26 protein-coding genes and 1 pseudogene are annotated in these 26,939 nt (G+C 60.3%); 9 read left to right on the forward strand and 18 right to left on the reverse strand.

The genetic code is table 11. The annotated features are described in order from the left end of the window. Nucleotides 1-91 precede the first annotated feature (91 nt). From BW43_RS05515 to BW43_RS05490, 6 genes are all read left to right on the forward strand, one after another. Nucleotides 92-1,828: a glucan biosynthesis protein G gene (locus tag BW43_RS05515; protein WP_032890634.1), complete on the forward strand. Its 1,737-nt coding sequence runs from the start codon at nt 92-94 to the stop codon at nt 1,826-1,828. After that, on the forward strand, nt 1,821-4,391 hold the full coding sequence (gene mdoH, locus BW43_RS05510; protein ID WP_032890196.1) for a glucans biosynthesis glucosyltransferase MdoH: 2,571 nt from the start codon (nt 1,821-1,823) through the stop codon (nt 4,389-4,391). The genes BW43_RS05515 and mdoH overlap by 8 nt, the downstream gene beginning before the upstream one ends. 184 nt (nt 4,392-4,575) lie before the next feature. Further along, nucleotides 4,576-5,376, forward strand: coding sequence for a transporter substrate-binding domain-containing protein (locus BW43_RS05505; RefSeq protein WP_032890197.1), 801 nt, complete (start codon nt 4,576-4,578; stop codon nt 5,374-5,376). A gap of 220 nt (nt 5,377-5,596) precedes the next feature. Then, nucleotides 5,597-6,394 carry a transporter substrate-binding domain-containing protein gene (locus tag BW43_RS05500; protein WP_032890199.1) on the forward strand — a complete coding sequence of 266 codons (798 nt, stop codon included), beginning with the start codon at nt 5,597-5,599 and terminating at the stop codon, nt 6,392-6,394. Nucleotides 6,395-6,575: 181 nt separating this feature from the next. Further along, nucleotides 6,576-7,535 (forward strand): amino acid ABC transporter permease, encoded by a 960-nt coding sequence (locus BW43_RS05495; protein WP_032890201.1) that lies wholly within the window; start codon nt 6,576-6,578, stop codon nt 7,533-7,535. Continuing rightward, entirely contained in the window at nt 7,528-8,262 is a 735-nt protein-coding gene (locus BW43_RS05490; protein WP_032890203.1) for an amino acid ABC transporter ATP-binding protein, read from the forward strand. Before BW43_RS05495 ends, BW43_RS05490 begins: the two co-directional genes overlap by 8 nt. A gap of 26 nt (nt 8,263-8,288) precedes the next feature. On the opposite strand, the gene BW43_RS05485 is transcribed toward BW43_RS05490, so the two are convergent. The 12 genes and pseudogenes from BW43_RS05485 to ubiE all read right to left on the reverse strand — a co-directional run bounded on the left by BW43_RS05485 (nt 8,289) and on the right by ubiE (nt 18,426). Further along, nucleotides 8,289-10,196, reverse strand: a complete 1,908-nt coding sequence (locus BW43_RS05485; protein ID WP_032890205.1) for a methyl-accepting chemotaxis protein — start codon at nt 10,194-10,196, stop codon at nt 8,289-8,291. 144 nt (nt 10,197-10,340) lie between these two features. Then, complete coding sequence (locus BW43_RS29640) at nt 10,341-11,213, reverse strand: methyl-accepting chemotaxis protein (protein ID WP_371260751.1); 873 nt, start codon at nt 11,211-11,213, stop codon at nt 10,341-10,343. Then, nucleotides 11,199-12,257, reverse strand: a pseudogene (locus BW43_RS29645) (methyl-accepting chemotaxis protein); the annotation flags it as partial. The pseudogene BW43_RS29645 and the gene BW43_RS29640, both read right to left, overlap by 15 nt. Nucleotides 12,258-12,444: 187 nt before the next feature. Continuing rightward, a complete protein-coding gene (locus BW43_RS05475) occupies nt 12,445-13,152 on the reverse strand; it encodes a 16S rRNA (uracil(1498)-N(3))-methyltransferase (protein WP_032890208.1) in 708 nt (235 codons plus the stop codon). Then, entirely contained in the window at nt 13,149-13,940 is a 792-nt protein-coding gene (tatC, locus tag BW43_RS05470) for a twin-arginine translocase subunit TatC (RefSeq protein WP_032890209.1), read from the reverse strand. Before tatC ends, BW43_RS05475 begins: the two co-directional genes overlap by 4 nt. After that, nucleotides 13,937-14,347, reverse strand: a complete 411-nt coding sequence (tatB, locus tag BW43_RS05465) for a Sec-independent protein translocase protein TatB (RefSeq protein WP_032890211.1) — start codon at nt 14,345-14,347, stop codon at nt 13,937-13,939. Before tatB ends, tatC begins: the two co-directional genes overlap by 4 nt. 10 nt (nt 14,348-14,357) lie before the next feature. Then, nucleotides 14,358-14,636 (reverse strand): twin-arginine translocase TatA/TatE family subunit, encoded by a 279-nt coding sequence (locus BW43_RS05460; RefSeq protein WP_032890214.1) that lies wholly within the window; start codon nt 14,634-14,636, stop codon nt 14,358-14,360. A 26-nt stretch (nt 14,637-14,662) separates the two neighbouring features. After that, nucleotides 14,663-14,995 carry a phosphoribosyl-ATP diphosphatase gene (locus BW43_RS05455; RefSeq protein ID WP_003209299.1) on the reverse strand — a complete coding sequence of 111 codons (333 nt, stop codon included), beginning with the start codon at nt 14,993-14,995 and terminating at the stop codon, nt 14,663-14,665. A gap of 2 nt (nt 14,996-14,997) precedes the next feature. After that, entirely contained in the window at nt 14,998-15,390 is a 393-nt protein-coding gene (gene hisI / locus BW43_RS05450) for a phosphoribosyl-AMP cyclohydrolase (protein WP_032890216.1), read from the reverse strand. 41 nt (nt 15,391-15,431) lie between these two features. Further along, nucleotides 15,432-17,036 (reverse strand): ubiquinone biosynthesis regulatory protein kinase UbiB, encoded by a 1,605-nt coding sequence (gene ubiB, locus BW43_RS05445; protein WP_032890218.1) that lies wholly within the window; start codon nt 17,034-17,036, stop codon nt 15,432-15,434. Further along, nucleotides 17,033-17,656 (reverse strand): SCP2 domain-containing protein, encoded by a 624-nt coding sequence (locus tag BW43_RS05440; protein ID WP_032890220.1) that lies wholly within the window; start codon nt 17,654-17,656, stop codon nt 17,033-17,035. The genes ubiB and BW43_RS05440 overlap by 4 nt, the downstream gene beginning before the upstream one ends. Further along, a complete protein-coding gene (gene ubiE / locus BW43_RS05435; RefSeq protein WP_003171186.1) occupies nt 17,656-18,426 on the reverse strand; it encodes a bifunctional demethylmenaquinone methyltransferase/2-methoxy-6-polyprenyl-1,4-benzoquinol methylase UbiE in 771 nt (256 codons plus the stop codon). Before ubiE ends, BW43_RS05440 begins: the two co-directional genes overlap by 1 nt. Nucleotides 18,427-18,570: 144 nt before the next feature. On the opposite strand from ubiE, the gene BW43_RS05430 reads away from it, so the two are divergent. The 3 genes from BW43_RS05430 to BW43_RS05420 all read left to right on the forward strand — a co-directional run bounded on the left by BW43_RS05430 (nt 18,571) and on the right by BW43_RS05420 (nt 20,333). Then, entirely contained in the window at nt 18,571-18,846 is a 276-nt protein-coding gene (locus BW43_RS05430; protein WP_032890222.1) for a polyhydroxyalkanoic acid system family protein, read from the forward strand. A 104-nt stretch (nt 18,847-18,950) separates the two neighbouring features. Then, complete coding sequence (locus BW43_RS05425; protein WP_032890224.1) at nt 18,951-19,373, forward strand: phasin family protein; 423 nt, start codon at nt 18,951-18,953, stop codon at nt 19,371-19,373. 12 nt (nt 19,374-19,385) lie between these two features. Further along, nucleotides 19,386-20,333 (forward strand): phasin family protein, encoded by a 948-nt coding sequence (locus BW43_RS05420; RefSeq protein ID WP_032890227.1) that lies wholly within the window; start codon nt 19,386-19,388, stop codon nt 20,331-20,333. A 70-nt stretch (nt 20,334-20,403) separates the two neighbouring features. On the opposite strand, the gene BW43_RS05415 is transcribed toward BW43_RS05420, so the two are convergent. From BW43_RS05415 to BW43_RS05390, 6 genes are all read right to left on the reverse strand, one after another. Then, entirely contained in the window at nt 20,404-20,925 is a 522-nt protein-coding gene (locus BW43_RS05415) for a fimbrial protein (RefSeq protein WP_032890229.1), read from the reverse strand. An 18-nt stretch (nt 20,926-20,943) separates the two neighbouring features. Continuing rightward, nucleotides 20,944-21,891 carry a fimbrial protein gene (locus BW43_RS05410; RefSeq protein ID WP_032890230.1) on the reverse strand — a complete coding sequence of 316 codons (948 nt, stop codon included), beginning with the start codon at nt 21,889-21,891 and terminating at the stop codon, nt 20,944-20,946. Between the two features lie 2 nt (nt 21,892-21,893). Further along, nucleotides 21,894-24,494, reverse strand: a complete 2,601-nt coding sequence (locus BW43_RS05405) for a fimbria/pilus outer membrane usher protein (protein ID WP_081797831.1) — start codon at nt 24,492-24,494, stop codon at nt 21,894-21,896. A 158-nt stretch (nt 24,495-24,652) separates the two neighbouring features. Continuing rightward, a complete protein-coding gene (locus BW43_RS05400) occupies nt 24,653-25,417 on the reverse strand; it encodes a molecular chaperone (protein WP_032890232.1) in 765 nt (254 codons plus the stop codon). 8 nt (nt 25,418-25,425) lie between these two features. Next, complete coding sequence (locus BW43_RS05395; RefSeq protein WP_032890235.1) at nt 25,426-26,193, reverse strand: fimbria/pilus periplasmic chaperone; 768 nt, start codon at nt 26,191-26,193, stop codon at nt 25,426-25,428. Between the two features lie 101 nt (nt 26,194-26,294). After that, nucleotides 26,295-26,876, reverse strand: a complete 582-nt coding sequence (locus BW43_RS05390) for a fimbrial protein (protein WP_032890638.1) — start codon at nt 26,874-26,876, stop codon at nt 26,295-26,297. Nucleotides 26,877-26,939: the final 63 nt, after the last annotated feature.

Below are 26,939 nucleotides of genomic sequence, written 5' to 3' on the forward strand. Positions count from 1 at the left end.
TTGACCCAGGGGAGTCGGAACAATGCTCGCCAACCTGGCATATAGATAGCTGGCCGTTGGTTTTTTGATCTGTTTTCGGCGAGGGTTGCTCGTGATTGTTAGTCCCTGTAATGCACCAAAATTGTCTGCCAAACGGTTACGAAACGCACTGGTAACGGGCTCAGCCCTGTTTTGCCTGTTCGGCGCGGGTCAGCTGTGGGCATTCAGTCTGGATGATGTGTCGGCCAAGGCAAAAGAGCTGGCTGGGCAGAAATACGAAGCTCCGCGCAGCAATCTGCCGAACGAATTTCGCGAAATGAAGTTCGCGGACTACCAGAAGATTCGTTTCCGCAACGAAAAAGCCGAATGGGCCGATCAGAACACCCCGTTCAAGCTGTCCTTCTATCACCAGGGTATGCATTTCGATACACCGGTGAAAATCAACGAAGTCACCGCTGACAGCGTGCAGGAAATCAAATACGACCCGTCGCGTTTCGATTTCGGCGATGTGAAGTTTGATCCGAAAGCAACCGAACAACTGGGTTATGCCGGTTTCCGTGTCTTGTTCCCGATCAACAAGAGCGACAAGCAAGACGAAATCATGACCATGCTCGGCGCGAGCTATTTCCGTGTCGTCGGCAAGGACCAGGTGTATGGCCTGTCCGCCCGTGGCATGGCGATCGATACTGCGCTGCCGTCTGGTGAAGAGTTCCCGCGTTTTACCGAGTTTTGGATCGAACGTCCAAAACCGGGTGACAAGCACCTGGTGATCTTTGCCCTGCTCGATTCCCCTCGTGCGACCGGCGCCTATCGCCTGATCCTGCGTCCGGGCACCGACACCGTTGTCGATGTGAAATCCCAGATGTTCCTGCGCGACAACGTCAGCAAGTTGGGCGTTGCACCGCTGACGAGCATGTTCCTGTTCGGCGCAAACCAGCCGTCCAAGGTGCTCAACTACCGTCGCGAACTGCACGACTCCAGCGGTCTGTCTATCCATGCCGGTAACGGTGAGTGGATCTGGCGCCCACTGAACAATCCTAAACACCTGTCGGTCAGCAACTTCACCGTAGAGAACCCGCGTGGTTTCGGCCTGCTGCAACGCGGCCGCAACTTCAGCCACTACGAAGACCTGGACGACAACTACGACAAGCGCCCAAGCGCCTGGATCGAGCCTGAAGGTGATTGGGGCAAGGGTTCCGTCGATCTGGTCGAGATCCCGACCGCCGACGAAACCAACGACAACATCGTTGCCTTCTGGAGCCCGGCTGTACTGCCGAAAGTCGGCGAGCCGCTGGAAGTCGCCTACCGCCTGCACTGGACTCTGGACGACGCCGCGTTCCACTCGCCGGACAGCGCTTGGGTCAAGCAGACCCTGCGTTCCACGGGTGATGTGAAACAGTCCAACCTGATCCGTCAGCCTGATGGCAGCGTCGCCTACCTGGTGGACTTTGAAGGCCCGTCCCTGAAGAAACTCCTGCCGGACGCCCCGGTGCGCAGCCAGGTGAGCGTGGGTGACAACGCTGAAGTGGTAGAAAACAGCGTGCGTTACAACGAACACACCAAAGGCTGGCGTTTGACCCTGCGCATGAAGATCAAAGACGCAGGCAAACCGACCGAAATGCGTGCTGCCCTGGTTCAGGATATCCCGCAGCCAGAGCCGGAGAAGGTTTCGACCCAGGTGCTCAAGGCTGACAAGGTCCTGGCCAAGCAACACGAGAAACAGGCCAAGAAAGACGCGAAAGACAAGGAAGCCAAGCAGCCAGAAGCTGCCCCAGCCACACCGGAGCCGATCAAGACCGAGCAAGTCCTGACCGAAACCTGGAGCTATCAGTTGCCTGCCGATGAGTAATTCTCAAGTCCAGCCAGAAACTCTGTCCGAGTATCTGGCGCATCTCCCGATGACCGCTGAGCAGCGCGCCGAACTGGCGGGCTGCACATCCTTCACCGAGTTGCACGAGCGTTTGTCGTCCGCAACCTTTGACGCGCCCGTCGACGCCGCCCAGGCGTCGGTTGGCCGCCGCTTGACCCTTAGCACCGCCGAGGAGCTGCAAGACGCCGAAATGCTGGCGCTCGACGCCAGCGGTCGCGTGTGCCTCAAGGCCACGCCACCGATTCGGCGCACCCGTGTGGTGCCGGAGCCTTGGCGTACCAATATCCTGGTGCGCGGCTGGCGCCGCCTCACCGGCCGCAGCAATCCGCCGGCACCGCCGAAAGATGAGCGCGTATTGCCGGCCGCGCGCTGGCGTACCGTGGGTTCGATCCGTCGCTACATCCTGCTGGTGCTGATGCTTGGTCAGACCATCGTTGCCGGCTGGTACATGAAAGGCATCATGCCGTACCAGGGCTGGTCGCTGGTTGACTTCGACGAGATCCGCAACCAGACCCTGCTGCAAACCGCTACTCAGGTGCTGCCTTACGCGCTGCAAACCAGCATCCTGATCATGTTCGGGATCTTGTTCTGCTGGGTGTCGGCCGGTTTCTGGACCGCCTTGATGGGCTTTCTGGAACTGCTTACCGGACACGATAAATACCGTATCTCCGGTAAAAGTGCCGGCGACGAGCCGATTCCGAAAGACGCCCGTACCGCGCTGGTGATGCCGATTTGCAACGAAGACGTGCCGCGTGTATTCGCCGGATTGCGTGCGACGTTTGAGTCAGTGGCCGCTACCGGTGACCTGGACCGCTTCGACTTTTTCGTGCTCAGCGACAGTAATGACGCCGACATCTGCATCGCCGAACAGCAAGCCTGGCTCGACGTGTGCCGCGAGGCCGGTGGTTTCGGCAAGATCTTCTATCGCCGCCGTCGCCGTCGCGTAAAGCGCAAGAGCGGCAACCTCGACGACTTCTGCCGTCGCTGGGGCGGTGACTATAAGTACATGGTCGTGCTCGACGCCGACTCCGTGATGAGCGGCGAATGCCTGACCAGCCTGGTGCGCTTGATGGAAGCCACGCCGGATGCCGGGATTATCCAGACCGCGCCCCGTGCGTCGGGCATGGACACCCTGTATGCGCGCATGCAGCAATTCGCCACTCGTGTGTACGGCCCGCTGTTTACCGCCGGCCTGCACTTCTGGCAGTTGGGCGAATCCCACTACTGGGGTCACAACGCGATCATCCGCATGAAGCCGTTCATCGAGCACTGCGCCCTGGCGCCGTTGCCGGGTAAAGGCGCGTTCGCCGGCTCCATCCTGTCCCACGACTTCGTTGAAGCTGCGCTGATGCGCCGTGCCGGCTGGGGCGTGTGGATTGCCTACGACCTGCCTGGCAGCTACGAAGAACTGCCGCCGAACCTGCTGGACGAACTCAAGCGTGACCGTCGCTGGTGCCACGGTAACCTGATGAACTTCCGCCTGTTCCTGGTTAAAGGCATGCACCCGGTGCACCGCGCGGTGTTCCTGACCGGCGTGATGTCCTACCTGTCGGCACCGTTGTGGTTTCTGTTCCTGGTGTTGTCCACAGCCTTGCTGGCGGTGAACACGCTGATGGAGCCGCAGTACTTCATGGCTCCCCGCCAGCTGTACCCACTGTGGCCGCAATGGCATCCGGACAAGGCGGTGGCGCTGTTCTCCACCACCATCGTGTTGCTGTTCCTGCCTAAGTTGCTGAGCATCATCCTGATCTGGGCCAAGGGCGCGAAAGAGTTCGGTGGCAAGTTCAAGGTGACCTTGTCGATGCTGCTGGAGATGCTGTTTTCCATGCTGCTTGCGCCTGTGCGCATGATCTTCCACACCCGTTTCGTTCTTGCCGCGTTCCTCGGCTGGGCCGCGACTTGGAACTCGCCACAGCGTGACGACGACTCCACGCCGTGGAGTGAAGCGGTCAAGCGGCACGGTCCGCAAACCGTGCTGGGCTTCCTGTGGGCGCTGCTGGTGGTGTGGCTGAACCCAAGCTTCCTGTGGTGGCTAGTGCCGATCGTGGGTTCGCTGATGCTGTCGATCCCGGTGTCGGTGATCTCCAGCCGGGTCAAGCTGGGCCTCAAGTCCCGTGACGAGAGCCTGTTCCTGATCCCTGAGGAGTACAACCCGCCGCAAGCCCTGCTGTCGACGGAGAAGTACACCCATGAAAACCGTTGGCACGCCCTCAATGACGGGTTCGTGCGTTCGGTGGTTGATCCTCAGCAGAACGCCCTGGCCTGCGCCCTGGCGACCTCGCGTCACCGTGAGGCTGAGCCTATCGAGTACCTGCGTATCGAACGTGTGCGTCACGCGTTGAAAGTCGGCCCGGCCGGCCTCAACAACGGTGAGCGTCTGGCTTTGCTCAGTGATCCGGTGGCCCTTGCCCGCCTGCACGAGCAGGTCTGGAGCGAAGGACATGCCGAGTGGCTCGCCGCTTGGCGTGATTCGATCAAGGCCGACCCGCACGCGCCGTTGCTACCGCTGCAACCGCTGTCATCCCAGGCCCAACCGGCCTGATTCAGACACCCCCGAGGGCTCACCTCGGGGGTGTTCGAAGCGCTGGTCCTACAGCGTTTCCCGCCTCTTCTTTGTCTTCCTGACGCCCTGTTATTTCGAAACAAAAGACCCTCGTCCGAGGCGTATTTGCGTGCCCGCGACTAGGTTAGGATCGCCCCCCAATTTTCTTGGCTGCGAGGGATTCATGCTCAAAAGGTATTGTTCGGCATTGCTTATCAGCGCTGCTGCATTGATTCAAATCAGCCAGGTGCACGCGGGTGCGATTGACGACGCCGTCCGGCGTGGTGTGCTCAAGGTTGGCACCACCCCCACCTATATCCCTTTCGAAATGACCGATAAACAGGGGCGCATTGTCGGCTTTGAAATTGACCTGCTCAACGTGATGAGCCAGGCCCTGGGGGTGGAACTTGAACTGGTCGTGATGCCCTACACCGAACTGTTGCCGGGCTTGCTGGCGAAAAAATTCGACTTGATCGGCAGTGGTATGACTGTCACTCAGGAGCGCAACTTAAGGCTGAACTTCAGTGACGCTTTCATCGTGGTGGGCCAGAGCGTACTGCTGCACCCCCGTCTGGCGGGTAAGGTCAGCAGTATTGAAGACCTGGACGATGCCGGCTACAGAATCGCTGTCACTGAGGGCACCACCGGCAAAGCAGCGGCTCAACGGTTTTTGGGGGCGGCCCGACTGAGTAGTTTCGCCACGCCGGAGGAAGGGGTTCGCCAGGTGGTGGCGGGGGAGGCCGATGCCTTTATCCATGACGCACCCTACAACCTGATCGCGGTGAACCGGGCGGAGAACGGCACGCTGCTGGCGCTGGAACAACCGTTTACATTCGAACCCTTGGCGTTTGGCGTAAAAAAGGGCGATTTCGACAGCATTAATTGGATCAACCATTTCTTGAACCAGGTGGCCCAGGATGGGACCTATGATCGGCTGCATGACAAGTGGTTCAAGGACACCACCTGGCTGGCAGAACTCGACTGAAAGTCATAACTGCTTACATATCAACCCATTGCCGTGTCAGGTTGCGCAAGTGTCTACCCCTGCGGTTGACCGCAGCGTCGTGGGTCTTTTCCTACATACCCTGATAACAATTGCCCGTGAAACCTTTGTGACGGGCAACGAGTGGGTTAGGATCGCACCCCGAAATGGTGCAGCCCTTTTTGCGCGCCGACCTTATAAGAATCGTTCAGGGGACTTGATGATGAAAAAGTATCTTTCGATGCTGCTGCTTGGCGTCACCGCGCTGGTCGCGGCCAATGCGGCCCAGGCTGGCGCCATCGACGATGCGGTCAAGCGCGGCACGCTGAAAGTCGGCATGGATCCGACCTACATGCCGTTCGAGATGACAGACAAGCGCGGTGAGATCATCGGCTTCGAAGTTGACATCCTCAAGGCCATGGCCAAGTCCATGGGCGTCAAGCTGGAGCTGGTTTCCACGGGTTATGACGGCATCATCCCAGCGTTCCTGACCGGCAAATTCGACATGATCGGCAGCGGCATGACCCTGACCCAGGAACGCAACCTGCGCCTGAACTTCAGCGAACCCTTCATCGTGGTCGGCCAGACTCTGCTGATTCGCAAGGACCTGGAAGGCACCATCAAGTCCTACAAAGACCTGAACGACGAGAAATACCGCCTGACCTCCAAGCTTGGCACCACCGGTGAAATGGTCGCCAAGAAGCTGATCTCCAAAGCCAAGTACCACGGCTATGACAACGAGCAGGAAGGCGTGCTGGACGTAGTCAACGGCAAGGCCGATGCCTTTGTGTATGACGCACCGTACAACGTGGTTGCCGAGAAGAAAGTCGGCAACGGCAAGCTGGTGTTCCTGGACGAACCCTTCACCTTCGAGCCATTGGCGTTTGGCCTGAAGAAAGGTGATTACGACAGCATCAACTTCATCAACAACTTCCTGCACCAGATCAAGAACGACGGCACCTACGATCGCATTCATGACAAGTGGTTCAAGAGCTCAGAGTGGCTCAAGGACATGGAATAAAGGCTGTCCTGTAGTGAGCAGGCTTGCCCTGCGCTGGGGGGCGAAGCCGCCCTAAATCCAGACGCAGCGGTGTTTCAGAAAGACCGAGGCGCATGATTTTGGGGCGGCTTGCCTCCCAGCGCAGGTCAAATCCGCTCACTACACAAAGGCGCATGCCTTCGAATTTTTTGGATGTCGAGTAATGAAACAGAAAAAAGCCCAATGGCCCTGGCACCTGCTAACCGTGGTCGTGCTGGTCGGCCTGGCCGGCGCCTTGTACTACGCTACCTCGCTGATGTCCTACGAATGGCGCTGGAACCGCGTGCCGCAATACTTCGCCTACCAGGCCGAAGAAGCACAGCGTGCAGCGGACATCTCCACCGTCATTGAGCTGGTTCGTAACGGCGACGTCGCCGAAGTGACCCTGCGCAACGACGCTGGCAACGAGCAAAAGGTGACGGTTGCCGACAACAGTCTGCAAGTGGCGCGCGGTGATGACGTGGCCGAAGGTGATGTCATTGGTGTGAATCGTCATTGGGCGTTGGGCCCGCTGATGTGGGGGTTGTGGACCACACTGTGGCTGTCGGTGGTTTCCGGGATTTTGGGCCTGGCGATTGGCCTTGCCACCGGTTTGTGCCGACTTTCCAATAACCCGACCTTGCGTGATCTGTCGACGATCTACGTCGAACTGGTACGTGGCACCCCGCTGCTGGTGCAAATCTTCATTTTCTATTTCTTCATTGGCACGGTGCTCAACCTGTCACGGGAATTTGCCGGGATCGCCGCGCTGTCGCTGTTCACCGGCGCCTATGTGGCCGAAATCGTTCGCGCCGGCGTGCAGTCCATCACCCGCGGGCAGAACGAAGCCGCGCGCTCCTTGGGCCTGAGTGCCAGCCAGTCGATGCGCCATGTGGTGCTGCCGCAAGCCTTCAAGCGCGTACTGCCGCCCTTGGCAGGGCAATTCATCAGCTTGGTGAAAGACACGTCCCTGGTCTCGGTGATCGCCATTACCGAACTGCTCAAGAGCGGTCGCGAAGTCATCACGACCTCGTTCTCGCCGTTTGAAATCCTGTTCTGCGTCGCAGGCCTGTACCTGCTGATCAACCTGCCGCTGTCGAAAATGGCCAGCCGGCTTGAGCGGAGGCTCGCCCAAAGTGATTGAAGTCCGCGATCTGGTAAAAGTCTTCGACACCCGTGGTCATGTAGTGCGTGCGGTAGACCATGTGACCACCCAGGTGGCCAAGGGAGAAGTGCTGGTGGTGATCGGCCCGTCCGGCTCCGGCAAGTCGACTTTCCTGCGTTGCCTCAATGGCCTGGAAGAGTTCGACTCGGGCTCGGTGAGCATCGACGGCCTGCAACTGGCCGATCCGAAAACCGACGTGAACGCCTATCGTCGTGAAGTCGGCATGGTGTTCCAGCACTTCAACCTGTTCCCCCACATGACCGTGTTGGAGAACCTGTGCCTGGCGCAAAAAGTCGTGCGCAAGCGCGGCAAGCAAGAGCGCGAAGCCAAGGCCTTGGCCCTGCTGGAAAAGGTCGGCATTGCACAGAAGGCCAACGAGTTCCCATCACGCCTGTCCGGCGGCCAGCAACAACGGGTGGCGATCGCCCGGGCGCTGGCGATGGAGCCCAAGGTGATGCTGTTCGACGAGCCCACCTCGGCCCTCGACCCGGAAATGGTCGGCGAAGTGCTGGACGTGATGAAGACCTTGGCTCTGGAAGGCATGACGATGGTCTGCGTTACCCACGAAATGGGCTTCGCCCGCGAAGTGGCGGACCGTGTGTTGTTCTTCGATCACGGCAAGTTGTTGGAAGATGCGGCACCGGCCGAGTTTTTTGATTCGCCAAAAGACCCGCGTGCCCAAGCGTTCCTGCGTCAGGTTCTGTAAGCCCAAGGCCACTGAAACCGGGCGGTTCATATCTTGAACCTCCCTACGCACTGCTGCAGATCCGTTCCCAGTCGCGCCAACTCGATACTCGCCGCCGCCGTCTGTTCGCTGGCGGCAGCGGTTTGCTCCGAGGCATCGCGGACCTTCAAGACGCTGCGATTGATCTCTTCGGCCACCGCGCTTTGCTCCTCGGCCGCTGCGGCAATCTGCGGGTTCATTTCCTGGATGATGGCCACGGTGCGGGCGATCTCCGTCAGGGCGTCCCCGGCGTTGCGAGTCAGGCCGACGCTGTTGTCGGTCAGCGTGCGGCTGTAGTCCATGATGTCGGCCGCCTGTTGGGTACCCCTGTGCAGGCCACCAATCAACTCTTCGATTTCTTCGGCGGACTGCTGGGTCCGCCGGGCGAGGCTGCGCACTTCATCGGCGACCACGGCGAAGCCCTGGCCTGCCTCACCGGCCCGTGCGGCTTCAATCGCGGCATTGAGCGCCAGCAGGTTGGTCTGCTGCGACACGGACTTGATTACGTCCAGCACGCTGCCGATTTTCTGGCTTTCCCGTTGCAGCCCCAACATGGCTTCGCTTGAGCGAGCCATCTCATGGGCCAGGTGTTCAATTTGTGCCACGGCATCCGTGACCACCTGATCGCCCAGTTCAGCCTGCTGATTGGCCTGGCCGGCGGCAATCGATGCTTGCTCGGCGTGGCGCGCCACTTCCTGGGCGGTGGCCAGCATCTGGTTCATGGCCGTCGCCACCTGCTCGGTTTCATCGCGCTGATTATTCACCCCGGCGCGAGTTTGCTCAGTGACGGCAGAGAGCTCTTCGGCGGCGCTGGCGATTTGCCGTGCGTTGTCGCTGATGTTGCCAACCAACCCCCGTAGGTTCAGCGTCATTTGGCTCATGCTGCGTTGCAACTGGCCCAGCTCATCGCGGCGCTGTGACTGCACTTCGTTGCTCAGATCACCCTCGGCAATGCGGTTGGCCACCATGAGCGCCTTGCGCAGCGGGTGCACGATTTGTCCGGCAATCACCCAGGCGGCCAAGGCGCCGAAGAGCACCGCGGCAGCCGCAATACCCAAGGTCTGAATGCGGGCTTGGTCGGCTTCTCTGTCGCGTCGTTGGGTCTGATCCTGGCTCAAGAGGTCACTCTGCGCGAGCAACTGATCCAACTGCTGCTCCAACTGGTTCTGGCTACTTTCGGTCGTGAGTTGGGTGTCTTTAAGGCGGGTCAGCTGGGTGCGGATACTGAGCACGGCGTTTTTCATCGCGTCACTGTCGACCGCCAGTTTGGCCACTTCAGCCTGGGCGAGTTCGAGGCTGCGTTCTGCGTCAACCACGGCTTGTCCATACGCATCCAGCGAACTTGAAGCCCAAGCCGGGCTCTTGGCACGGTCCTCGGCCTGTTCCATGGCCTGGCGCAGGTTTTCGACGGCATCCAGGGCTTTTTCATCTTCCTGATCAGGCAAGTCGCTAGCCAGTTGTGCCAGAACATCGCCGGCCCGCGTGGTGCTCTGTGTCAGCTGTTCCCGGGCACTTTCGCGTTTTTCCACCAGCGCGGGCACGCCCTTGAGTGTGGATTTGAACGTGGCAGACATCCGCGTCATCTCCTGCAGATATTGAATGGCTTTCGGCACCTTAAGTCGGTTGGACAGCTCCGCCAGGGCCTTGTCGACTTTCTCCATACTCGCGCTCAATCGACTGAGGCTTTCGGCGTCGTCCAGGGTGCGATAGAGGATTCTGTCGGTGCGCAGTTCTTCGCCGGCCACCGCCAGTTGTGCCAGCACGCTCAGCGTTTGTGATCGGTAAAGGGACGCCGCTAATGCTTGCCAGCCGGTCACGGCAATGACAAGGCTCAGGGCCAGTACCAGGGCAAAGCCCAGGGCCAATTTGAGGGTGACACTGGCGTTACCCAGCAGGTGAGTCATTCGACGAAGCATGATTAACCTCCGACAAGTGCGTGAGCACACTGAACTGACCTGAACGCTAGTGTCTTTGAAGATCGGGAGGGGCTGATAAACGTGTAGGAAGTTTCATAGATTGCAGGCGGCGACCCAGGACAGGTCGCCGCGCGGGGAGGGAGGTCAGACTCGGAAGCGACCCACCAGTGCTTGCAGATGCGTGCCCAGGCGCGCCAGTTCGGTGCTCGACGCGGCGGTTTCTTCACTGGCCGCAGCCGTCTGCTCCGAGACATCGCGCACGTTCAGCACGCTGCGGTTGATCTCTTCCGCCACAGCGCTTTGCTGTTCGGCGGCGGTGGCGATCTGGGAGTTCATCGTCTGGATAGTCGAGACCGTGCGGGTGATGTTCTCCAATGCGCTGCCGGCACGGCGGGTCAGCTCGACGCTGCTGTCGGTGAGGCTGCGACTGTTGTCCATGATGGTCGCCACCTGTTGGGTGCCGCTCTGCAGGCCGGCAATCAGCTCTTCGATCTCTTCGGTGGACTTCTGCGTGCGCTGGGCCAGGCTACGCACTTCATCGGCCACCACCGCGAAGCCACGTCCGGCTTCACCGGCGCGGGCGGCTTCGATTGCGGCGTTGAGGGCCAGCAGGTTGGTTTGCTGGGCCACGGATTTGATCACGTCGAGCACGCTGCCGATCTTGTCGCTTTCCCGTTTAAGGTCGCCCATGGCGACTGTGGAATTGCCGACCTCAGTGGCCAGGCGCTCGATCTGGGCGATGGCTTCACCGACCACCTTGTCGCCTTCGCGGGCCTGCTGGTCAGCCGCTGCGGCGGCCTCAGAGGCTTCTTCGGCATTGCGCGCGACTTCCTGCACGGTCGCGGCCATCTCGTTCATGGCGGTGGCTACTTGGTCGGTCTCGACCTTCTGGCTGTTGACCCCGGCGCTGGTCTGTTCGGTGACAGCCGACAGTTGCTCAGCAGCGCTGGCGATCTGGGTCACGCCCTCGCTAATGCCGCCGATCAACTCGCGCAAGCCCACGGTCATGCTCTGCATAGCCCTCTGCAACTGCCCCAGCTCGTCCTGGCGCAAAGACGTCAGGTTGTGGCTCAGGTCACCCGAGGCGACGCGCTCGGCGACCTTGAGTGTTTGGTCCAGCGGGATAATGATTTGGCGGGTGATCGCCCAGGCCGCCACCAGACCAAAGATCAACGCCAGCACAGTTGCCAGCAGCAACAGGGACTTGGCTTGCGCGGCATCGGTGTCGCGCACCACGGTTTGGGAGAGGGTCAGTTTGTCGCTGTGGCCGAGCAACAGATCGCCTTGATCGCTCATGGTTTTAAGGGCTGCAGCGCTGGCCACCTGCGAGTCGCGGTACTGGCTGACAGCGGCGCGGTAGGCTTGCAGCGAGACGCTGGCCTGTTGCAGGTTGGTCGAATATTGCTCAGGCAGTTGGCCGTTGAGGCTGGTGATTTTCTTCAGGGCATTGTCGATGGCATCCAGTGCGGGTTGCTCGGCTTCGACCTTGCCGCTGTAGGTATAGCCGCGCACTTGGAAGCGCGCCTGCTGTATCAGTTTGCTCGCTTCCACCACAGTGTTGAACTGGGTGACGCTGTCGCCTTGCAGCAGGGCCTTCTCGATCTCATTGATCTTGAGCACCGCGTTGTCAGCGGTATCTCCCAGCTTGCTGCGGGCGTTTTCACGGTTGGCGCTGGCTTGCACCATGTCGCCGAATGCGCGCTTGTACTGGTCCACGGCGGCCAACTGTTCATCGACCAGGGCCGCGTCGGCGGGTTGTTCAATTAGGTTGCGGGCTTTATTCAGGCCGCTATTGAGCTTATCCAGCAATTCGCTGACCGCGCCTGGGCCTTGTTCGCCATGGCGCAATTCATAGTCCCGGCGAGCCAGGCGCAGGTCCTTGGTCAATCCATTGAGGCTGGAGATAAAGCCCAGCTTGTCACCGCGACTGATCACATCGCCCAGGCCGGTCCAGCCGGTGAAGGTGATCATCAGTGTGAGTAGTAACACCAGGCCGAAACCTACGCCCAACTTGGTTTTGACGCTGACATTCCCCAGCTTTTCGGCTAACCAACGATACATGCTGCGAACTCCCCTGGAACAAGGCTTGGACTTATTCAGGAGTTATCGGCCTGCGCCCGGGATTCTGTAGCGAGGCAGCTCTAATGGCGGGGGCTTGCGCCCGATAGGGGGGATCGGTCGATATATTTATCAGCTGACAAACCGTCATCGGGGGGCGAGCCCCTCTCACAAGGGGACAGCGCCGTTGTTAGAAGAGGCGGGCGAGCAGGGCGGTGACGGCGGTTTCAACCCGTAGGATCCGTGCGCCGAGTTGTACCGGCTGCAAGCCAGCCTTGGCCAATAGGTCCACTTCGTAGGGGATCCAGCCGCCTTCCGGGCCGATTGCCAGGGTAACCGGCTCATCCAGCCCACGGGGGCAAGCTGGGTAATCGCCTGGATGGCCGATCAGGCCAAGGGTGCCTTCGGTCATGGCCGGCAGGCGGTCTTCGACGAATGGCTTGAAGCGCTTTTCGATGATGATCTCGGGCAGCACCGTGTCCCGCGCCTGTTCCAGGCCAAGGATCAGTTGCTCGCGTATCGCCTCGGGCTCCAGGAACGGGGTCTGCCAGAAGCTCTTTTCCACTCGGTAACTGTTGACCAGCACCACCTTCGGCACGCCCATGGCAGCAACGGTTTGCAGCACCCGGCGCAGCATTTTCGGGCGGGGAAGGGCCAGTAGCAGGGTCAAGGGCAGCTTGGCTGGAGGCGGTTGGTCGAAGCTCACTTGCAGCTCGGCTTCGCTGGCTTCCAGGCGCAACAATTGCGCTGCGCCCATCAACCCGCCGATGCGCCCCACGCGCAGGCTGTCGCCTACGGCGGCGCGGTGGACCTCCTGCATATGCACCAGGCGTCGATCGCGCAGGATCACCCGGTCGGCCGCAATAAAGTCGGCCTCTTCAAGCAGCAGCAGGTTCACGGCTGGGTCGCTGGCGGCTGTTCGTCGTCGACGGGTTGGTCATCCGGGTGATCGCCACGCTTGCTGATCAAACCGCTGAACAGGATGCCGATCTCGAACAGCATCCACATCGGCACGGCCAGCAGGGTCTGGGAGAAGATGTCCGGCGGCGTCAGGATCATGCCGACCACGAAGCAACCGATGATCACGTACGGGCGTATCTTCTTCAGGTAGGCCACGTTGACCACGCCGATCCACACCAGCAGCACCACGGCCACCGGGATTTCGAAGGCCACGCCAAAGGCGAAGAACAGCGTCATCACGAAGTCGAGGTAGCTGGTGATGTCGGTCATCATCTCCACGCCGGCCGGAGTGGCAGCGGCGAAGAACTTGAAGATCAACGGAAATACCAGGAAGTACGCGAACGCCATGCCGGTGTAGAACAGCAGGATGCTCGATACCAGCAACGGCACCGCGATGCGCTTCTCGTGCTTGTACAGGCCCGGCGCGATAAAGCCCCAGATCTGATGCAGGATCACCGGGATCGCCAGGAACAGCGAAACCATCATCGTCAGTTTCAACGGCGTGAGGAACGGCGATGAAACATCCGTGGCGATCATCGTCGCGCCGGCCGGCAGGTACTGGCGCAGCGGCGTTGAGACGAAGGTATAGATCTGCTGAGTAAAGGCGAACAGCCCGGCAAAGATGATGAAGATGGCCGCTACGCAACGCAGCAGGCGCGTACGCAGCTCGGTGAGGTGCGAGACCAGCGGCATGTGCTGGTCGTTTTCCGGTTTATCAGCGCTCATGGGGCTCGCGGCGGCAATGTAGGGTCATGGGGCGCGGGCGACGCAGCGGGCGTCGGCGCAGGCTCGGTTGGCGCGGTAGGCGTCGGGGCGGCGGGCGTAGGCTCAACCGCTGGCGCAATGCTGTGCTCGGCCACAGGCTCCACCGGCTTGGCGGGCTCCTGGACAGGGGACAAAATCTTCCGTGCTTCCTGCTCCAACGACAGAATGTGCTCGTTGTGCAGTTGGCGGCGGATCTCGTCGGCGCCGATTTCCCGTTCAACTTCCTGTTTGATCGCGTTGAAACTGCGTTTCAGGCGCCCGATCCACAGGCCGGCCGTGCGCGCGGCACCGGGCAGGCGTTCCGGCCCCAGTACCAACAGGGCCACGAGGCCGACGAGCAGCAGTTCAGAGAAGCTGATACCAAACATTATTCAGTGCTCACGAGTCTTTGCGGGTCGGCTCTTCGACTTTCTCAGCCTGCACGTCGAAGGTGCGACGTTCGGTGATCGGCTGGGCGGCCTGCGGGTGCACAGGCTGGACCGGCGGTACGGGATTGGCGGCGGGGTCGGCAGGCTTTTCGTCGTCGTTCATGGCTTTACGAAATCCCTTGATCGACTCGCCCACGTCGGTGCCCAGGTTCTTGAGTTTCTTGGTGCCGAACACCAGTACCACGACCACCAGAATGACGATCCAGTGTTTCCAGTCAAAAATGCCCATGCTGCAAATCCTCTAGTCTTAGTTATTCAAGCGGACGGGCGCGAGGCCTTTTCGGCATGCCCGGACAAGCCGAAGCGACGGTCCAGTTCGTCCAGCACTGCCTGTGGATGCTGCCCCAGTTGGGCGAGCATGACCAGGCTATGGAACCACAAGTCGGCGGTCTCATAGATGACATCGCTGCAGTCGCCGCTGATTTGCGCATCCTTGGCGGCGATGATGGTCTCGACGGATTCTTCGCCGAGCTTTTCCAGAATTTTGTTCAGCCCCTTGTGGTACAGGCTGGCGACGTAGGAGCTGTCGGCGTCCGCACCTTTGCGGTCTTCCAGCACCTGGGCCACGCGGTTCAGGGTATCGCTCATGGTCAGTGTCCTGCGGAATAAATGGCGTGCGGGTCTTTGAGCACCGGTTCGACGGTTTTCCACTCGCCGTTCTCGAACACGCGATAGAAGCAACTGTGACGGCCGGTGTGGCAGGCGATATCGCCGATCTGCTCGACCTTGAGGATCACCACGTCGGCGTCGCAGTCGATGCGCATCTCGTGCAGGGTCTGCACGTGCCCGGACTCTTCGCCCTTGCGCCACAGTTTGCCACGGGAACGTGACCAGTAAATGGCACGCTGCTCAGTGGCGGTGAGGCTCAGGGCCTCGCGGTTCATCCAGGCCATCATCAGCACGCGCCCGGTCTTGTAGTCCTGGGCAATGGCCGGCACCAGGCCGTCACTGTCCCACTTGATCTCGTCCAGCCAGTCTTTCATGTTCGGCTCCGGCAATTTGCGACAGTGTATAACCGGATTGGCTATCGACGCACGATCAGATAAACACCCACGGCGACCATGATCCCCGCAGGCCAGTGGCCCAGTTGATTCAACGGCCCACCAATGGCCAGCATCACACCGCCCACCAGGTGCGCGGCGCCGAGCAGGCGCAGGAACCAGTCATCCTTGCGCTTGCGCCACGGCGGTTCCGGGTCCTTGGCGTGGGGCTGGGACATGCGCTCAAGCAAGTCGCGAGTCATGTTGGCCAGGTGCGGCAGTTGTTCCATTTGGCTGTGCAGGTTACCCAGCACGGTTTTCGGGCTCATGCGCTCGCGCATCCAGCGTTCGAGGAACGGCTGGGCGGTGTTCCACAGGTCGAGGTCCGGGTACAACTGACGGCCCAGGCCTTCGATGTTGAGCAAGGTTTTTTGCAGCAGTACCAACTGCGGCTGCACTTCCATATTGAAGCGCCGCGCGGTCTGGAACAGGCGCATCAGCACCTGACCAAAGGAGATGTCTTTTAACGGTTTCTCAAAGATCGGTTCGCACACGGTGCGGATCGCTGCTTCGAATTCGTTGAGTTTGGTTTCCGCCGGCACCCAGCCTGAGTCGATGTGCAACTGCGCCACGCGGCGGTAGTCACGCTTGAAGAAGGCGAACAGGTTGCGCGCCAGGTAGTCCTGGTCTTCCGGGGTAAGGCTGCCGACGATGCCGCAGTCGATCGCGATGTACTGCGGGCTCCACGGATTGACGGTGCTGACGAAGATGTTGCCCGGGTGCATGTCGGCGTGGAAGAAGCTATCGCGGAACACTTGGGTGAAGAAGATCTCCACACCGCGTTCGGCGAGCATCTTCATATCGGTGCGCTGGTCGGCCAGGGTGGCGAGGTCGGTGACCTGCACGCCGTAGATGCGCTCCATCACCAGCACTTTCGGGCGGCACCAGTCCCAATACACTTGCGGCACGTACAGCAGCTGCGAGCCTTCGAAGTTGCGCTTGAGTTGGCTAGCGTTAGCGGCTTCGCGCAGCAGGTCGAGTTCGTCGTAGATGGTTTTTTCGTAGTCGGCGACCACGTCCACCGGGTGCAGCAGGCGCGCATCGGCAGAGAAACGTTCGGCAGCGCGGGCGAGGATGAACAACCACGCGAGGTCCTGACCGATGATCGGCTTCAGGCCTGGGCGAATGACCTTCACGACCACTTCTTCGCCAGTCTTGAGCTGCGCCGCGTGGACTTGTGCCACGGAGGCCGAGGCCAGCGGCTCGACGTCGAAGCGTGTGAAGACCTCGCTGATCTTCTTGCCCAACTGTTCTTCGATCAGTTTCATCGACTGCTGTGAATCGAACGGCGGTACGCGGTCCTGCAACAGCATCAATTCGTCGGCGATGTCTTCGGGCAGCAGATCGCGGCGCGTCGAGAGGATCTGCCCGAACTTGATGAAGATCGGCCCCAAATCCTGAAGCGCCAGACGCAGACGCGCACCGCGGTTCAGCTCCAGTTGCTTGCGCGGAAACCAGCGCCACGGCAGCACATAGCGCACCGCCAGCAGAAACCACGGCAAGGGTAGGGCGAACAGCAAGTCATCGAGGCGGTAGCGGATTACGACGCGCTGGATACGAAACAAACGGCGGACGGCGAGCAGCTTCATGCGTTATCGCTTGGATCAAGGGAACGGCTCAGGCGCTCGAAGCGCGCCTCAAGGCGTTCCAGGTCGATTTTGGCCTTGTCGAGTTCGCGAAAGCGCGCTTGCGCTTCCTGCTGCCCGACCAGGGTGCGCGATTCTTCGCTCAGGTATTCGGCGAGGTTCTGGTTGAGGCTGGCAAACCCTTTTTGGTACCAGCGCGTGCGGCTGCGCAGGTGCCCGCTTATCAACTGGGTGGCCACGGGGCCGATCCAGCGGGACAGCTCGTATTCCCAGTCCAGCTCCAGGTCTTGCAGCACGGCGGCCAAGTCCATCAGCACCGCGCTGTCGCCTTCCAGCGCCACTTCAGGGCTGTGCAGGATGGCGGTCTTGTTGCGGCTCAGGGCCAGGTGCAACAGGCTCGACGCCGGCGCGCGCAGAGTGCAGTCGGCTTCGGCGGCCCATTGGCTGGCCAGCAGCAGGCCTTCGTCGCTGGGCAGGATAAAAAGCTGCAAGGCGGGGCTGGTGCAGTCGACGGCAATGACCTTGCCGTCTAAATGCGCGAGCCGCGCCAAGGCGGTACTGTCCAGGCGCAGCACACGGTTGAGGCCGTGTTCGACGCTGGCGAGCAGGCCTGCGAGCAGCATCAGGGCTTGATGCCGCGGTGCAGGGCGACGATACCCGAGGTCATGTTGTGGTAGGTCACACGGTCGAAACCGGCTTCTACCATCATCGACTTCAGGGTTTCCTGGTCAGGGTGCATGCGGATCGATTCGGCCAGGTAGCGGTAGCTTTCGGCGTCATTGGTGATCAGCTTGCCCATCAATGGCATGAAGGCGAAGGAGTAGGTGTCGTAGACCTTGGACATCAGCGCATTGGTCGGCTTGGAGAACTCCAGCACCAACAGGCGGCCGCCCGGTTTGAGGACGCGCAGCATCGAGCGGATCGCGTCTTCCTTGTGGGTCACGTTGCGCAGGCCGAAGGCGATGGTCACGCAGTCGAAATGGTTGTCGGGGAACGGCAGCTTTTCAGCGTCGGCCTGGACGAATTCGATATTGCCGGCCACACCCTTGTCGAGCAGGCGGTCACGGCCAACCTTGAGCATCGAACCGTTGATGTCTGCCAGCACGACCTGACCGGTCGGCCCGACGAGCTTGGAGAACTTGGCGGCCAGGTCGCCGGTGCCACCGGCGATGTCCAGCACACGGTTGCCGGTGCGCACACCCGACAACTCGATAGTGAAGCGCTTCCACAGGCGGTGCATACCGCCGGAGAGCACGTCATTCATCAGGTCGTACTTGGCGGCGACGGAGTGGAACACCTCAGCGACTTTTTCCGCTTTTTGGCTTTCCGGAACGTTCTTGAAGCCGAAGTGAGTGGTGGGTTCGGCATCGCTGCCTTTGCGCTGATCAGTCATATCGCTGTCACCAAAAGAGAATGCGGGACATGATAATCCCCAAGGCTTGCTTTGTCTTGGCAAGGCTGCAGGTAAGATAGGTGGTCACCGAGGCCTTTTGCCGCAGCGAAGGTATTCAAATCCCTATAAAGAGGAGTCATTGCAATGGCCCGTATAACCGTTGAGCGTGCACATTCCCTGGGTAAAGAAGGCGCACGTGCAAAGGCCGAGAAGTTGGCGCACAAACTCAAGGAGCAATATGGGCTTGAGCCGTCGTGGTCCGGCGATACCTTGAACCTCAAGCGCTCCGGGGTTAAAGGAACAGTATTAGTGGCGGATGATTCTCTGCGTATTGATGTGGAGTTGGGGCTGTTGATGTCGGCCATGAGTAGCACGATCAAGTCTGAAATCGAGAAAGCCTTGGATAAGGCATTGGCCTGATCGATTGTTCTTAGGGTGCCGATTCTAATTTTTTCTCCTACTTTGTGCCCAAGCCCTCAACTCCTGCGGGCCGTTCCTCCACCCTATTCTGCGTGAGGTGCACCATGGCCAAAGTTATCTTGAAGAAAAAAATCGACGTACAGACCGGCGCCCTGACTGACGTTAAAACCTACGCCCGCAAGATCTGGCTTGCAGGACTCGGTGCTTATGCCAAGGTCGGCAGCGAGGGCAGCGAGTACTTCAAAGAGCTCGTAAAGAGCGGTCAACATGTTGAAAGTAAAGGTAAAAAAGTTGCAGTTGAACAACTTGATGCCGCCAACAGTCAGATTGACCAAGTAAAGAGCAATGTCTCCGCTGTCAAAGGTCTGGTAGAAGTTCAGCTGGATAAAGTTGAAAAAGCTTTTGACACTCGTGTTGCAAGTGCCTTGAATCGAATCGGCATTGCGTCTAAACATGACGTGGAGACACTCTCTGCTAAGCTCGAAGAGCTGACGGCATTGCTCGAACGTGTCGCGCGTAAACACTAAGGAGACATCGGGATGGCTGTTAAAAAGACTACTCAGAAAGAAGGCAGCTCGTGGGTCGGGAAAGTTGAAGAATATTCCCGCAAAATCTGGCTCGCTGGTTTAGGTGTGTACTCGAAGATCGACAGTGACGGCAGCAAACTCTTCGAGACCCTGGTTAAAGACGGCGAGAAGGCCGAGAAGTTGACCAAGAGCACCGTTGGCAAACAAGTTAATGCCGCTAAGGCGACTGCCGGTTCGCGCATCAGTGATGCGAAGAAGCAGGTGCTGGGTACCTGGAGTGAACTTGAAGGGGCGCTGGATACACGTCTTAACAAGGCGATTTCGCGACTGGGCGTGCCGAGCCGTACTGAAGTCAAGGCACTGCACACCAAGGTCGATACCCTGACCCGGCAGATCGAGAAACTCACCGGCGCCAAAGTAACTCCGGTGAAAACCGCAGCCGCGAAACCGGCTGCCAAGCCAGCGGCTAAAACCGCTGCGGCCAAACCGGCCGCGAAAAGCGCTGCCAAGCCGCTGGTTAAAGCCGCCGCCAAACCTGCTGCCAAGGCGCCAGCAAAAGCTACCGCAAAAACGGCTGCCAAACCTGCCGCCAAAACCGCCGCCGCCAAACCAGCCGCTAAACCAGTGGCCGCCAAAGCCGCTGCCAAGCCAGCAGCGAAAGCAGCCGCCAAACCGGCCGCCAAGGCCGCTGCCAAACCTGCGACCAAGCCAGCGGCTAAAACCGCTGCGGCCAAACCCGCAGCCAAGCCTGTTGCGGCAAAACCAGCGGCCAAACCTGCTGCGGCGAAGAAGCCCGCCGCTGCCAAAAAACCAGCAGCGACCAAGCCAGCCGTTGCGGCCAAACCTGCTACCGCGACGACCCCTACCGCTTCATCAGCCAACTCGGTTGCTGCACCGACGCCCGCTGCCGTGAGCCCGACTGCAACGCCGGTTACCCCGACGCCATCCAGTCAGTCCTGATTTTTCCGGGACACATAAAAATGCCCGGCCTGAGAAGGTCGGGTTTTTTTTGCGTGTGTTTACGCCTTCATCAGTTGTAAGTGATGGAAACGGTGACAGCACTTTCCAGGGTGCCTGCTGAAATGGCGGCTCCTGTTTTGCGGTACGACGCATTCATCGGTAGCAGCGCTTTTCCGCCACTTGTGGCGATCTGTCGCGTGCGCTGGGCGACAGTGCCGTTGGCGGGGATGTACGCGACGTTTCGGTGGGACAGCGAGAGTGCCGTTCCGCCTGAGGTTCCCGTGTTGGCGAAAAGTACGCCGTTGCCGGTGGACGGAGTGCCCGCGAACAGAAAGAACACATTTTTAATGTCCGACTCACACTCGGCGGTGATCTCGAACTCCGCTGTGCCCGTTTCTTCAGATAAATCAAAGTCAGACACTTTGATGGCTGGCAGGGTGATGGTGCGTGTCACATCGCCAGCGGCCAGGTTGCAGGTGCCGGCGTTGACCTGGCCGGTGAAGCGCAACGTGCCGGTGGTCGCAGCCTGGACCGCGTTGGCGGCCAGGCTGGCGGAGATCGCCAGCAGCAAGGGTAGGGCTCGAATGCTCATTTCATAGTCCTCAGGGTTTTAGTTATAAGTGATGTTGACGATGGCCGTGCTGTCGAGCGTGCCTTGGCTGACCGTGCCGTTTTTGTGGTACGCAGCGCCGAGCGGCAGGACTGCTCGGTTGCCGGAAACCGTCACCGTGCGAGCACCGTCGGCCCCATTGGGGATGATGTTCTGGACACCTCCGTTGAGGCGTGAATACAGCCACACCGCCACGCCACGCGCAGTGCCTGTATTGGCGAACAGTCGGTCGTTGCCGGGCGCGGGTGTGCCGGAAAACCGAAAGGTCACATTGGATGCGTTGGTGCAGGTGGCGGTGAGCTCGAAATTACGTTCGCCGGTGTAGGTCGCGTTTTGAAGTGTGCTCACTTTGATAGGGTCGAGCGCGATCGTGCGGTTGACGTCGCCGGTCGCGAGGTCGCAGGTGGCGGCGGGTCTTATAAAACGCACCGCATTGCCGAGCCGCAGGGTAAACATTTCTGGACGTCTATCTCTTCTATCTACCCAAATGTTTCCGGCTGGCACCAGCCCGTCTGTTACAGGCCCGATTTTGTAGAACTTCAGCTCTGCAGCTGTGAAGCTGGGGCTCACGATGGATGGGTGGGCTGTTCCTTGCTGATTATGCAGTGCATAGAAATTGGTGATTCTCCTGGCATCCGTGATGCGCAGGCGCACCCCCACCCCCGCTACTTCGGTGCGATAGATGGGTGAGTACGTCGGATCTAGTGTCTGGTATCGTCCCGTGACCGCTGTAAACAGGGAGTAGCAGTTGGCGAAAAAAGCGGGTGCTGTGCCGCTGAATGCACGACTGATGATTTCCCCGCCCAGAGGGAGGCTGTCCGGAACGGTGATAGTGGCAGGGAGGTTAAGGGTGAGTGTGCTGTTCATGTACCGGTCACATGCCGCATGAGCCACGATTGGCAGGCTGAACAGCAGTAGTGTGGACATCAATTTAACTGAGTGCTTCATCTTCAACTCCGCGATGAGAGGGAGTGGGCGAGTACATTGGCGGGTGGCTGCACGACGAGGTCCGCGATCGTTTCACACGTGCCGGCGCCCAATTGCGTCAAGCGTGAAGTCTCCCTGCTGGACATATCTGCTGGCAGTTCGTAGCGAAGGTGGCACGCCGCCGATGCTGCTTTCCCCCACTTGACCGTCAACTCCCCGTGGGTACGAGACACGCGAACAAATGCCTTACCGCCTTGCCCGACCACCCCTACGCTGGCGCCGTCTTCATCGAAGACATCGGCACCGAACGGTAATGGGCTGCCATCTTCGCGCACTGCCGTGATCAGCAAGGCCTGGCCGCTGACCGTCTCGAACTCCAGCTTCACCACCGAACCGGCACGCGGAGCGACGTTCTGGGCGGCGGTCTTGAGTTCCACGTCTACGGAAAGGTCTTTGGGGTCCAGCTCCACCACGTTCTGGCGGTAAGGAGTGAGGTTTGGCACCACGGCATAACCGCTCTTGCCGACCTGCGCGCTGTGGTTACCGTTGATCCGCGCACCCTGTGCGTCAGGTGCCTGGACGATGCCAATGGTGTCGCCCAATTCCGGGGCAAAGGTCACGCCGCCCGCGTGGGCGACGATGCCACCGGTCATGCCGAATGAAGTGGCGCGGTAGTCGCTGCTCTGGCCATAACCGGCCGACAGCACGCCGTGACTGGCCTGGTATTTCACGTCGGCGCTCGTGCTGTTGCCGCTGCCGTGAGTCCGACTGGCAGCCAGCCCGTAGCTGAGTTCGTTGCGTTCGCCCAGGTTGCCGCCGACGGTCACACGTTCCCCACTGCTGTGGTCGCCGCGATAGGCCGTGGTGGTCAGGGTCGGGGACCGTGCGCCGCTGCCCAGTGGCAGGCTCAAGGTCAGGTCCACTTGCTTGTCGACACGGTCACTGAGCAAGTCCCGGGTGCGTTGTGCGCTGACTGTGTAATGAAGGCCCTTCCAGGACCCGCTGTACCCGGCGGTTAAGGTCAGGTTGCCGCTTGTGCGATTCCAATAGTTTTGCGAGGAGCCGGTGAGGTAGACCGAACCGTTGCCCAGGTTCTGGTTAAGGCTGATGTCCATCCTGTCGCGCAGGCGCGATACGTTTTCCAGGTTGAGTCCGTCGATGGCAAGGTCGCGAACCCGTGCCGCGTCGCCCAGGCTGAGGAAGCCTTCGGTGGAGTAACGGTAGGCACCGAGTGCGAAGTGAGTGCCGGTGGCGGCGAAGTTCTTGCTGTAGCGCAACTGCAGGCTTTGCCCTTCCCGCGAGCCGTGCCCGGGCAGGTCGGCATTCGAGTGGGTCACGTCAACGGACAGCGCGCCCACTGGGGTGTTGAACGCAGCGCCTAGTAGCTGGGAGTTGTAATCCTGGCCCACTATCGTCCCGGTGTAGCCGGTCAGCACATTGCTGAGACCGTGCTGGTAGGTCGCTTGCATGACGTTGGGCGGGTGCCGAAGGCCGATTTCATCAAGCTGGCCGATGCTCAGCGCGTAGCGGCTATAACCGGGGCGCAACAGGTTGGCGTTGGCGGCGAAGGGCACAATGAACTCCCGCTTGCGGCCGTCCGCCTCGGTGATGGTAACGGTCAGGTCGCCGCCGTATCCGGTGGGGAATAAATCGTTGAGCACAAAAGGACCGGGCGCGACCGTCACCTCGTCCAGCAGCACGCCGCGCTGGCGCACGGTGACCCGTGCATTGGTCTCGGCAACGCCGCGCACCACCGGTGCAAAACCGGTCTGGGAGTCCGGTAGCATCCGATCATCGCTGAACAGGCTGGCGCCGCGCAGACGTACGCTGTCGAACAGCTCACCCGGCGTGTAGATTTCGCCCACCATCAATTGAGACTGCAGTGCGCTCACTTCACGCTGCACGTAGGTGCTGCTGCTCTGGTAGCCGGAGCCCACCGTCGACTGGCTGTAACTGCCGTTGTGACGCCAGTGCCATGCACCCAGGTTGAGCCCGGTGTTCAGGCCCAGGTAATTGGAGCTGACCGACCTGCCGTTGGCCTGGGTCATGAAGGTGTTGGCGTTGTAGCGCACGAAGGTGGCGTCGATACCGCCGTCCCAATGGTTGGGGTCGACATAACCACGGGCCTTGCGCGCCAGGTAGATCTGTGGAATCTGCAGGTCCAGGCGGTTTTCACCCGCGTCGAACTGGCTGCTGGCGCCGGGCAGGTAGCTGGAGATATCGGCACAGCTGGACAATGCCGACTCGGCGGCTTCCTGTTCGATGGCGTCCATGTCGACGCCGACCCTCATGAGCGCCTCCCGCTCCAGGCACAGTTGCGCCGTGTCTTGCCCTTCCATGGCGCTGAATGTCAGGGACTCGCGTCCGCTCCACTGGCCATTGAGGTAAACGTCCGAGCGGTAGGTGCCGGGCAGGACGACGTTGCCTTGACTGAACTTTGCAAGATCGATCTGCAAGCCGTTCGCCCCGTCGGGGAAAAAGGCCGGGTTGAATATCACCTGCTCGGCACCCTGTGCACCTGCGGCGTGGGCACCTCCAAGCAACAAGAGGCTACGGGTTATCAACGTCAATCGATGAGGACACAGGGGCCAGTTTTTGGTCCTGGCGGGTTTTTTCGAACGCATGGATACCGTCCACAGGAATAGGTGTTGTCCGAATTGCGGCAAAGCGCGTCCCTGCCCCGACGGACGGGCACTGAACGGACATGTTTGATTCTCAAGAAGGCCGAAGGGGCGGACTGAAGAGACGCTGAGCAGGCCCTGGCGTTGCTATGGCGTGGCGGTCATGACGACACCTTGGCGCTGTGCGAAATCGTGAGACCGAAGTCGTCGAGGGTCTGGAATTCGACGGTCGTCTCGCTCGCAGGTAATGCCTTGAACCCTGTCAGTTGGAAGTGGTTGCGGCCGTGGGGCGCCACCATGTTGTCGGCGCTCGATGCCGCGGGTTCTCGGGCATGGCGCTGCCCCTTCGCGATGACCTCGATCTTGTCGAAGCTCACGTAATAGGGCGTCGGGTTATACACTTCCAGCATCACGCCGCGCTCGGTTGTCACGCTGCGCCACTGCAGCTTTGCGGGCGCAGCCTCAACCGCGGAGGGCAGGTCGGGTGGCCGGAAAAAAACCTTGATCCGGGTGCGGAAGGCGAGTTGCAACTGGTTGTTCTGCCCAGCGCTCGGGGCCTGAGAAGGCACTTCCAGCACGTTGAACCAGTACAGGCTTTCCTGTACCGATGGCAGCGTTTCGCCGGTGTATGCCAGGCGCACCACGTGTTGCTTGCCCGGCTCAATGCGAAAGATCGGCGGTGTGACAACGAACGGTATGTCGTCTACATCCGGTGTCGAGTACTCGTCGCCTTTGTCCAGCCACACTTGCATCAGGACGGGCGCCTGATTCTTGCTCTCGAGCCTTACCGTGACTTCCTTGTCCTGCTGTGGATAAACAATCCGTGTGCTATTGATCACGACACTCGCCTGCGCCATGGGCGGACTGAGCAGTGCGAGCGCCACTGCGAACCTGGTTAAGCAGCGCGAAATCGAAGTTGCTTTCATACGACGGGTTATCCTGCGGACGACAGTGCGACGCCAGCGGAGTGACGCACCCGGGCGCCGAAATCGCTGACGGTGGTGAATTCGACTTCGGGCTTGTCGTGGGGGCGATTACGCAGCAGCGGCAGCGCAAACAGTTTTACGTCACCGGCGGGCAGTAACAGTCCGTCGTTGGCCGCTTTGCTTGCGGCTTTACTGAAGCGCTTGCCCTCGCTCAGCAAGTCAACCGAGGCGATTGAAATATGGTACGGCGTGGGATTGGTGGCTTGCAGGGCAAAGCCATTGTCATGGGGTACCAGTTTCCATTGCAGTTTTGACGCGGCGCTGGCGATGGGATATGCCAGCCCTTGTGGGCGCAGGAACACCCGCAGGCGAGTACGGAACGACAATTCGATCTGGTTGTTTTGCGCGGCATCGGCGGAAAGCGGTGGTACTTCCAGTACGTTCAACCAGAACAGACTTTCGCGATTCTCGGGTAGCGGTTCACCGGAATAGCGCAGGCGCAAGGCATGCTGTTGATATGGCTCGATACGAAACAATGGCGGCGTCAGGGTGAACGGGGTCTGCGCAGTCGCCGGCGTCGAATGTCGATCACCGGTATCCAGCCAGGCCTGCACCAGCGCCGGGCGGCTGCCCTTGTTTTCCAGCCGCACAACGACTTCCTGTTGTTCTGCGGGGTAGATCACGCGCGTGCCATGGACAATCACGCCCGCCTGTGTGCTGAGCGCGTGAAGCGATATCAGCCCAAAAGCGCAGGTGGCGAGGGCGCGGCGAGCCATTCGTTTAATCATCTGAAGTCTCTTCGAGGCTGGAAGTGGACCTGCGCGGCGATGGCAGGTCCTGGGCGTACAAGGTCTGTGGGTACAGACGTGTCCACCTCTTACTCGGCGTATTCGATCAGGAAGCCGACGCGGGTTTTAACCGTGCCTTCGGTGGCGGCACCGCTGGCATACAGCTGCGCTGCCAGTGGGATAATCGCCTGGTTGTCGACGATCACTACGCCCTCCGATTTCTCGGTGTAGACATTGATCGGGGAGCCATCACGATTGGTTACTTCTACCTGTACGTTCTTGGCATTGGTGGTGTCGGAGGGATCATCGTGGCCGTCGATGTTCAAGCGGCCGGTGGCCACGTCAATGGCCGGGCTGGTTGGGTCGAAAGCCACCATGGCGGTACGGCCATTGGTGCAACTGCCTTCGCCAGGCCCGCCAATGCGAATGGTGAAACCCGTCAGGTTGGCGCGACTACCCGCCGTCGCCAGGCGAGAGGCAGAGACGCCACCCAGGTTAACGTCTTTGACGACGGCGCCTGTGCCCGGCGCTGCGCCCTCGACGGTGCAGGTCACATCGGTCACCAGGCCGGTGAAATTGATAACGCCATCGTTGGCGGCGAATGCCGGCTGTGACAGTGCCGCAGTCAGAGCGAGTACTGCCGCAACAGGGGAAAGAGCGGTGATTTTCATGGTCATCCCAGTCGTGAATTTGTAAAAGAAGCCCGCCGCAGGTTAAGGCGTGACGCCTGAAGT

The organism is Pseudomonas sp. RIT357 (assembly GCF_000632245.1).
GTDB classification, from domain to species: domain Bacteria; phylum Pseudomonadota; class Gammaproteobacteria; order Pseudomonadales; family Pseudomonadaceae; genus Aquipseudomonas; species Aquipseudomonas sivasensis.